The organism is Proteus hauseri, from assembly GCF_040139125.1.
Taxonomy (GTDB): domain Bacteria; phylum Pseudomonadota; class Gammaproteobacteria; order Enterobacterales; family Enterobacteriaceae; genus Proteus; species Proteus hauseri_B.
On record NZ_JBEEUB010000024.1, the window covers coordinates 1 to 3,483 of the forward strand.

The 3,483-nt window shown below is 40.6% G+C and carries 5 protein-coding genes; all 5 read left to right on the forward strand.

Annotated features, from left to right (window positions below):
- A partial coding sequence (locus ABN099_RS18915; RefSeq protein WP_349465926.1) for a VENN motif pre-toxin domain-containing protein occupies positions 1–1,351 on the forward strand: 1,351 nt, incomplete at its 5' end.
- A gap of 3 nt (positions 1,352–1,354) precedes the next feature.
- A complete protein-coding gene (locus ABN099_RS18920) occupies positions 1,355–1,603 on the forward strand; it encodes a hypothetical protein (protein ID WP_349465927.1) in 249 nt (82 codons plus the stop codon).
- Positions 1,604–1,686: 83 nt separating this feature from the next.
- Entirely contained in the window at positions 1,687–2,487 is an 801-nt protein-coding gene (locus tag ABN099_RS18925; RefSeq protein ID WP_349465928.1) for a hypothetical protein, read from the forward strand.
- A 3-nt stretch (positions 2,488–2,490) separates the two neighbouring features.
- Positions 2,491–2,970, forward strand: a complete 480-nt coding sequence (locus ABN099_RS18930) for a hypothetical protein (RefSeq protein WP_349465929.1) — start codon at positions 2,491–2,493, stop codon at positions 2,968–2,970.
- Positions 2,971–3,288: 318 nt separating this feature from the next.
- Positions 3,289–3,483: hemagglutinin repeat-containing protein (locus ABN099_RS18935; protein ID WP_432807521.1), on the forward strand; the 195-nt coding region annotated here is incomplete at its 3' end.

Below are 3,483 nucleotides of genomic sequence, written 5' to 3' on the forward strand. Positions count from 1 at the left end.
CCAAGGGGATATCGCCGGCTTAAAACAGGCACAAGCGAAACATCCAAACTTGAGTGTGAGTGAGCTGCGTGAAACCAAAGAGTACAACCACGCGATGGAACGCTTTGGCACAGGCAGTGATTTACAAAAAGCCGCCCAAGCGGTGACGGGTGCATTAACCGCATTATCCGGCAATAATCTTGCTGGTGCACTGGCAAGCGGTGCCTCCCCTTACCTTGCCACTGAAATCAAAAAATTGACTACCGTTAATGGTGAAGTGAATATCGCCGCGAATGCGTTAGCGCATACGATTTTAGGCGCGGTGACCGCCGAGCTAAATAATCAATCTGCGGTTGCCGGCGGTTTAGGCGCTGGCGGCGGTGAATTAGCCGCTAGAGTTATCGCCTCAAACCTCTTCCCTAATAAAGCAATCAGCGAACTCACTGAAAGCGAAAAACAAAAAGTCAGCGCATTAAGCCAACTCGCCGCAGGGCTTGCAGGGGGCATCTCCACAGGTAATATAGAAGGCGCTGTTACCGCCGCACAGACCGGGAAAAATGCGGTTGAGAATAACTTCTTGACTAAAGTCGCCTTAGAAGGTTGTGCTCTTGCTGCACCGTGCCGAGGGTTCGTTGCTAAGAAAGTGTTAGAGTACGGTGTAAAAGCAGGAATTACGGCTATTGTTGCAAAAGAAATAGCGGATAATATCTCATCGGATGATTTAGACCACCTCATTACATTAAATATGATGGGAAATGATGAGATCACAAATCGTTATTTAGATTATTTATCTGGTAAATATGCGACAAGTGTTCAATCTCCGGATATCTCATCACAGTTACCAGGTTATCCCATCCCAACACCGCTGCCGCCTTTACCAGGAACCCCAATTCCTGAGCAGGATAAAGATGATGGTAAACTAATTACGCCAATTATCGATCCAGCCGATCAGCAACCAAACCACACCAGTCATGATGATGGGCTCAGTGATATAGACATAAAAAATGATATGGGTGGTAATCAGATCCTTGATAAGGATTGGCGAGATTATATTTTAACGGCTGACAATAAGATCACCCGAAGCGATCACGCTGAGATTAGAAACAGAGAAGGAAGACCAGTCGGACAGGTTGTTAATGATATAGAGAACTCAAGGCCATCTGATATCCTTGTTCAAGATGATGGTCGCTGGGTTATTTTAGGGCCAAAAGGACGGGTTCATATCCTTGAACCAAATGGAGAAGTTGTTACTTCTATGGAAAATGATAGAAAAAATACCCTAAATCGCATTAAGGATGGTCGCTGGGAGCGCCCAAATAACGATAAACTTCAAGAATTTCAAGATAAATTCTCTGACTATATAAAGAGATAGTTTATGGACTTATTAAAACAAGAGTATGTCGCTAATGCAGTAACGTTATTTGATATCCGGCTTTCAGAGAGTGAAATAACCATTTATCTAGATTGTATAAATTTCATGCTGGAAAACTGTACTGATGAGCAAATAAATCAGAATACAATATGTATGGATAAAGAAGAATTATCATGGAAAAGGGATTCTCTATTAGCCCTTTTAAAAGGCATGGAGCATAAAGAGTACCTACCAGATAGGTATAAGGACTAGTTGAGAATAACTTTTTCAAACCTCAAGATCTGCCAACGGGAATGGCAAGTTACGGGCAATCGGTATCATCATTAGCGATTTCAATGGCACAAAATGATGGCAGCCTAGAAGAAATCAATGCAGCCTTAACGAAAGCAGTAAAAGGAACACACCCAGAGGGGCAAGATCCGGCACTTGGCATTTTAATCGCATGGGGTAATTTAACGGGTATTCCGCTTGATGTATTTTTAACACAGCAGGAAATGACACCTGAAAAAGCTGCTGAAATATTAAGCAGCACACCACCAACAACAGAAGCTAAAACACTTCAATTTGTGGCAGCGAAAGTTTATTTAGTATTTGCGAAAAGTGGGCAGTCAGTTCCGAATCCGAGTGTTACATCGCCAAAAGGAAACAACTCAGGAGCTGGTAGCAACTGGACCACCGATAAAAACGGTGCATTTAGCCCGAAAAATGATGGAACGGTTACGACTGTTGGGAAAGGTGATGGTAATTTTGATGGGAATTCATTGCCTTACGATAAAGCACCTATAATTAATCCAGCTACTAATAAAGTTGTTACTGAGCATATTGTCCGCCCTTCGGGTAAGGCTCCTGATAAAGCAAAGCCAAACTCTATTATTGAAATATCAAGAGCTGATGGAAGTAAAAGTATTACTTATTACGACCAGAGAGGAAATGCATTTTCTAGGGAAGATTATGGACAGCAAAGTGCCCATAAACAAATTGGTATAGGCAAAGATGGTAGAGCTGAGCCTCATGAACACAAATATGAGTATAATGATAAAGGACTACCTATAGGAAAATACTATCGTAAAATTGATCAAAATGGTAAGCCAATAGGGGAATGGATTAATGATAAGAAAAAAATAAATAATAGGTGATTTATGTCAAATGATGCTCGTGGCTTTATTACAATACACAATACAAATATAGTTTCTGAGATAACTAATGTTTGTGAAAAAGTGTTTGATATTGGTATTGAAGAAATATCAATTAATGAATTGTACAATTTTCCTCAAAAATTTTTGCCCACCCCATGTAAAGATAGAAATTATTTTACTTTCGCTTTAGGGGATTCTCCTCAAGAGGTAGGCGTAAGCTATTTAATTGACTATATTAATTATGCCCCAGAAGCAGATATTGGGTTTCCTACAAATGGAAAGGAGCGACTAGGTATTCTTCTTGATGTAATATCCGAAATATTCAAAATATCACAAACTCAGAAAATGGTAATTGCATTAACTGATTGTAATCAAATAGAAAAAATTAAAAAAATAAATTTCATCGAAATGAGAGATGTTATTCATGCTGATTTTGAAGAGTATCAAGCCCCACCCGATACTCTTTATGAAATTATTGCTTAATGAAAATCCCTTTTTAGCAGTTTTATTCCCTCTCAGCCAACCGGATAATCAACTTTCCGGCTTGGCTAATGAGGGTTTGGTGCGTACCTACCTAAAACCCTATCTACTTCAACCACCTACTACTAGTCAACTATGGGCTGGGGTTGGATTTACCGTTGTTCGGTAAGTAACCCACTGAATATCGTCTTGATTTGACCACTTCTTCTTTAGCTGCTTGTATTTTATATGCACCTAAATCGGTGACAGAACAGCAAAATGCACGTTGGGAAAATCGGTTGGTTGGGTTAAAATTCTCTTTGAAAATATGAAGTTAACTGGCTGAATAAACAAGATATCCATCTCTCATCAGCACAAAATAGTGAAAGCACTCAAAGCAGAAATAGCAGCAAAGGCGGCAGTGTGGGGGTTGGCTTAGGCGTAGGTGAAGGCGGTGCTGGGGTTAATCTTTCAGCCAGCGTAAATGCCGGTAAAGGGCGCGAGAATAGCAATGGCGTCACTCACACAGAAACCACC